This is a genomic window from Streptomyces hainanensis (assembly GCF_004348415.1).
Taxonomy (GTDB): domain Bacteria; phylum Actinomycetota; class Actinomycetes; order Streptomycetales; family Streptomycetaceae; genus Streptomyces; species Streptomyces hainanensis.
The window spans coordinates 1-4,838 of the sequence record NZ_SMKI01000530.1 but is presented as its reverse complement, the minus strand read 5'-3'; the positions used below and the strand labels follow the sequence as shown (position 1 = coordinate 4,838).

Here is a 4,838-nt window from a genome sequence, read left to right as displayed (position 1 = left end):
CCCCCAGCGGCGGGCGGGGGCTCCACCTGGTGCGGAGCCTCGCCCGCCGCTGGGGGTGCGACGTGTTCCGTCGCCCCGCCGGCAAGTCCGTCTGGTTCGACCTCGGTTAGCTCAGCTGTGCCGCTTCCACCAGCAGCTCCACGCCGACGCCGATCGCCGACTCGTCGACGTCGAAGTCGCCCTGGTGGATGTCGCGCGGCGTGGCCGACGCGTCGCCCGGCGGGCGGACGCCGAGGCGGGCCATGGCGCCGGGGACGTGCTCCAGGTACCAGGAGAAGTCCTCACCGCCCAGGCTCTGCTGGGTCGGCTCGACGGAGCCCGCGCCGAAGCGGGAGACCATGGCCTCGGTCAACAGGGCCGTGGACGCGGCGTCGTTGACGACCGGCGGGACGCCGCGGATGTACTGGAGCTCCGACTTGGCGCGGTAGAGCGCCGCGACCTCGTCGACCGCCGCGTGCACCACGTCGGGGGCGGTACGCCACGCCTCGATGTCCAGGCAGCGCATGGTGCCGGACAGTTCGGCGGACTGCGGGATCACGTTGGGCGCGTGGCCCGTCTCCAGGCGGCCCCAGGTGATCGCCATGCCGGCGCGGGTGTCGACGCGGCGCGCGACCAGCGCGGGGACGTCGACCGCGACCCGGGCCGCGGCCGTGACCAGGTCGGTGGTGAGGTGCGGGCGGGCCGTGTGGCCGCCGGCGCCGGCGAGCCTGATCTCGATGCGGTCGCAGGCGGCGGTGATCGGGCCGGTGCGCACGCCGATGCGGCCGGCGTCCACCTTGGGGTCGCAGTGCAGGGCCAGGATCCGGGCCACGCCGTCGAGCACGCCGTGCTCGATCGCGTCCTGCGCGCCGCCGGGCAGCACCTCCTCGGCCGGCTGGAAGAGCAGCCGGACGCCCCGCCGCAGCCGGCCCTCGGCCGCGAGCCTGGCCAGGGTCAGGCCGGCGCCGAGCACCACCGCGGTGTGCACGTCGTGGCCGCAGGCGTGCGCCCGGCCCGGGATGGTGGAGGCGTAGGGCACCGTCTTGGTGTCCGGGATCGGCAGCGCGTCCAGGTCGGCACGGAGCCCGAGGAGTGGTCCGGTGTCCCCCGGTGGACGTACGTCGCACACCAGCCCCGTGCCGCTGCCCAGCACACGCGGGGCGAGCCCGGCGCGCTCCAGGCGCTTCTTGACGACGGCGGTGGTGCGAACCTCCTGGTTGCCCAACTCGGGGTGCATGTGCAGGTCCCGACGGAAGGCGATCAGCTCGGCGCGCAGCTCGTCATCGAGTTCGGGGATGGGCGCGGACTCCGGAGACGGCAGATCACTCACGGGACGACCCTAACCCCGTTCGCCTGTCAAGGCCGCATCGATCGTGGAAAGTTCACGTCACCGAATCATCGCGCGGCCGCATAAGACCGTGTGTGACTGGGTATGACTACTTTCTTTTTGTCGATGCCTCGTCGACGCGCGCCGGTGATCTACTGCTGCGCGGGCAGCGAGGTCAGGCCGTGGGTGCCGAGCGCGGTGTTGGTGACGGCGGAGAGGAAGCCGGTGGCCCGCTCGCTGACGCCGTCGGTGAACCAGCTCTCCGATATGTCGCAGACCGCCACCTTCACCTTGGTGTCGGCCAGCACCCGCGGCAGCGTGTGGACCACGGTGGACGGGAAGCTCAGGATGGTGGAGCCGATCGGGCCCCGCCTGGCGACGAGTTCGAGTGGCAGGTCGGGGCGGACGATCTCCAGCCCGGCCTCCTGGGTCAGCCGCCGCAGCTTGTCGGCGCTCTCCCGGCGGTGCGCGAAGTAGCGGGTGACGCCGTGTGCCTTGGCCAGCGCGATCACGCCGGCCACGTAGCGGGCCTCCTGGATGACGCCCGTCTCCACCAGCGAGGTGCCCACCAGGTCGGCGCCGCCGGTCAGCCGGGGCTCGGGGAAGTGGGCGCGGGTCCAGGCGAAGTCGTTGTCCGTGACGGTGACGCCGGCCAACGCCTCGACGGGCATCGCCGTGAACACCTCGACGGAGCGGCCCGCCGCGGGCGTCAGACTCCGCACGGCGCGCCGCGCGACGGGCGCGAACAGCAGCGCCCGCGGACCGCGCGCGTTCGGCCGGTGCCAGCGCACCAGCCGCTCGCCGCGGGCGAGTTGGGCGGTGAACTCCATGGTGGCGGTGCCGTCGTCCACGACGACGATGTCGCGGCGGCCGCCGGCCATGGAGAGCAGCAGTTGGAGGTAGTGCGAGAACGGGTCCCCGATCACCAGCAGCCCGGCCCGGCGCATCGGCCCGGCCAGGGCGGCCAGCGAACGGGGCGGCGCGACGGCGCCGCCGCGCGCCTCGCGCCACAGCACGCGGTACCCCGAGTCCCGGGCCAGCTGCGCCATGCGGCGCAACTGGCCCCGGCTGGTCGGGTCGTGCGGCGGCAGGATGACCACGGTGAGATCGCGCACACCTCGAGGAGACGCCGACCGGGAGGACGCGACGTGCGACCGCGCCGCGTGTGCCCACTCGAGGATGTTCAGCAACTGCACCGGACTCTCGGCGAACGCCAGCGTGGTGGCGCGCGCCCTGGCCCCCCGGTCAGTCATGCGCGTTACTCCGTCCCGTGCTCGGTGGTGGTCCTGGGAACTCCAGTGTCCCGCAGGTGCCGGCGAGGTCAGACCGACGCGGGCTCGCGCTCCGCGTCCCCGGTGCCCTCCGCCACGACGCCCTTGATGCGGCGGAGCTTCTTCATCGGGCCCAGCTCGCTGTCGTAGACCTTCTTGACGCCGTCGCCCAGGGACTCCTCGATGGTGCGGATGTCCCGCACCAGCCGGGTCAGGCCCTGCGGCTCGACGGAGGCGGCCTGGTCGGAGCCCCACATCGCGCGGTCCAGGGTGATGTGACGCTCGACGAAGACGGCGCCCAGCGCGACCGCGGCCAGCGTGGTCTGCAGGCCCGTCTCGTGGCCCGAGTAACCGATCGGCACGTTCGGGTACTCGGCCTGCAGCGTGTTGATCACGCGCAGGTTCAGCTCGTCGGCCTTGGCCGGGTAGGTGCTGGTGGCGTGGCAGAGGAGTATGTTCTCGCTGCCCAGGACCTCGACCGCGTGGCGGATCTGCTTCGGGGTCGACATGCCGGTGGACAGGATGACGGTACGGCCGGTGGAGCGCAGCTTGCGCAGCAGCTCGTCGTCGGTGAGGGAGGCGGAGGCCACCTTGTGCGCCGGCACGTCGTACTGCTCCAGGAAGTCCACGGCCTCCGGGTCCCACGGGGACGCGAACCAGTGGATGCCCTTCTTGCGGCAGTACTCGTCGATGGCGCGGTAGTCGGCCTCGCCGAACTCGACCCGGTGCCGGTAGTCGATGTAGGTCATCCGGCCCCACGGGGTGTCCCGCTCGATGTCCCACTGGTCACGCGGGGTGCAGATCTCCGGCGTGCGCTTCTGGAACTTGACCGCGTCACAGCCGGCTTCGGCCGCCGCGTCGATCAGCGCGAAGGCGTTCTCCAGATCGCCGTTGTGGTTGATGCCGATCTCGCCCGTGACATAGACGGGACGGCCGGGGCCCACGACGCGGTCGCCGAGCTTGCGAAGTCGGTTGTTGGTTGTCATGAGGGGCTGAGTTCCTTTCCGAGGATCCACGAGGCGATCTCGCGGATCGCGCCGGCGCCACCGGCCGTCGAGGTGACCGCGCGAGCGGCTCCTCGCACGACGTCGTGGGCGCTCGCGACGGCCACCGGCCAGCCGACCAGGTCGAAGCACGGCAGGTCGTTGACGTCGTTGCCCGCGTAGAGCACGCGTTCCGGCGCGATTCCTTGCTCCTCGCACCACTGTTTGAGGGCGAGGTCCTTCCGGTCGATGCCGTGCAGCACTGGTATGCGCAGCTTGCGCGCCCGCGCGGCCACGACCGGATTCTGTTCCGAGGACAGGATGAGCAGCGGGATCCCCGCGCGGCGCAGGGCAGCGATGCCCAGGCCGTCGCCGCGGTGCACGGCGACCATCTCCCGTCCCTCGGTGTCGACGAGCACCCGGTCGTCGGTCTGGGTGCCGTCGAAGTCGAGCACGACCGCGTCGATGTCGGCGCGGGTCGGCAGGTAGTCGGGGTAGCCGGAGTAGGCGGACCCCGCCGCGGTCAGGCCCTTCTGGTCGCCGTCGAGCAGCGGCGCCAGGGCGCGGGCCCGGGCCAGGTCGTGCGGGTCGTCGATCTCCAGCACCCGGGCCGGATCGGTGCGGACCAGCTCGGTGCGGCCGAAGAAGCGGTGCCGCTCGACGCGCAGGCCCTCGGCGCGCATCCCGTAGCAGGCGCCGGTCTCCAGCAGGTCCTGCGGCCGGTCCTGCCGCATCGGGCGGTAGGACTTGTCGTGGTTGACGCCCTGGCCGCCGGTGCTGGCCGCCTCCCGCCAGACGAACCCGTGGAAGGGGGCGACGGTCAGCGCGGTGTCGGCGCCGTCCAGGATGGCGGCGGCGACCCCGTCCACCTCCTCGTGGGTGAGGAAGGGGCTGGTGCACTGGACGAGCAGCACCACCTCGACGGAGACCCCGTGCCGCTCCTGGTAGACGTCCGTGGCGTGCAGGATCGCGGCCTCGCTGGTGGCCTTGTCGCCGGCGATCTCCGCCGGGCGCTCGACGACCTCGGCGCCCGCGGCGTGCGCGGCGGCGGCGATGTCCGGGTCGTCGGTGGAGACCACCACGGCCGTCACCAGGCGGGCGCCGCGGCAGGCACGGACCGCGCGGGTGATCAGCGGCGCGTCGCCGACGGGAGCGAGGTTCTTCCCCGGCACGCCCTTGGAGCCCCCGCGGGCGGGGATCACAGCCAGCACAGTGCTCATGCCTGAAGCCTTCGTTCGTCGATCGGATCGGGATGCGGGGGAAGAGGAAGGGGAGGGG

The 4,838-nt window shown here is 72.5% G+C and carries 4 protein-coding genes; all 4 read right to left on the bottom strand.

Annotation, left to right across the window (positions count from 1 at the left end; genetic code table 11):
* Positions 1–106: 106 nt before the first annotated feature.
* Positions 107–1,309 (bottom strand): amidohydrolase, encoded by a 1,203-nt coding sequence (locus E1283_RS31810; RefSeq protein ID WP_279571307.1) that lies wholly within the window; start codon positions 1,307–1,309, stop codon positions 107–109.
* Between the two features lie 149 nt (positions 1,310–1,458).
* Positions 1,459–2,559 carry a hypothetical protein gene (locus E1283_RS31805; RefSeq protein WP_132821637.1) on the bottom strand — a complete coding sequence of 367 codons (1,101 nt, stop codon included), beginning with the start codon at positions 2,557–2,559 and terminating at the stop codon, positions 1,459–1,461.
* 68 nt (positions 2,560–2,627) lie between these two features.
* A complete protein-coding gene (locus tag E1283_RS31800) occupies positions 2,628–3,563 on the bottom strand; it encodes an N-acetylneuraminate synthase family protein (RefSeq protein ID WP_132821636.1) in 936 nt (311 codons plus the stop codon).
* Positions 3,560–4,780, bottom strand: coding sequence for an acylneuraminate cytidylyltransferase (locus E1283_RS31795; RefSeq protein WP_132821635.1), 1,221 nt, complete (start codon positions 4,778–4,780; stop codon positions 3,560–3,562). The genes E1283_RS31800 and E1283_RS31795 overlap by 4 nt, the downstream gene beginning before the upstream one ends.
* Positions 4,781–4,838: the final 58 nt, after the last annotated feature.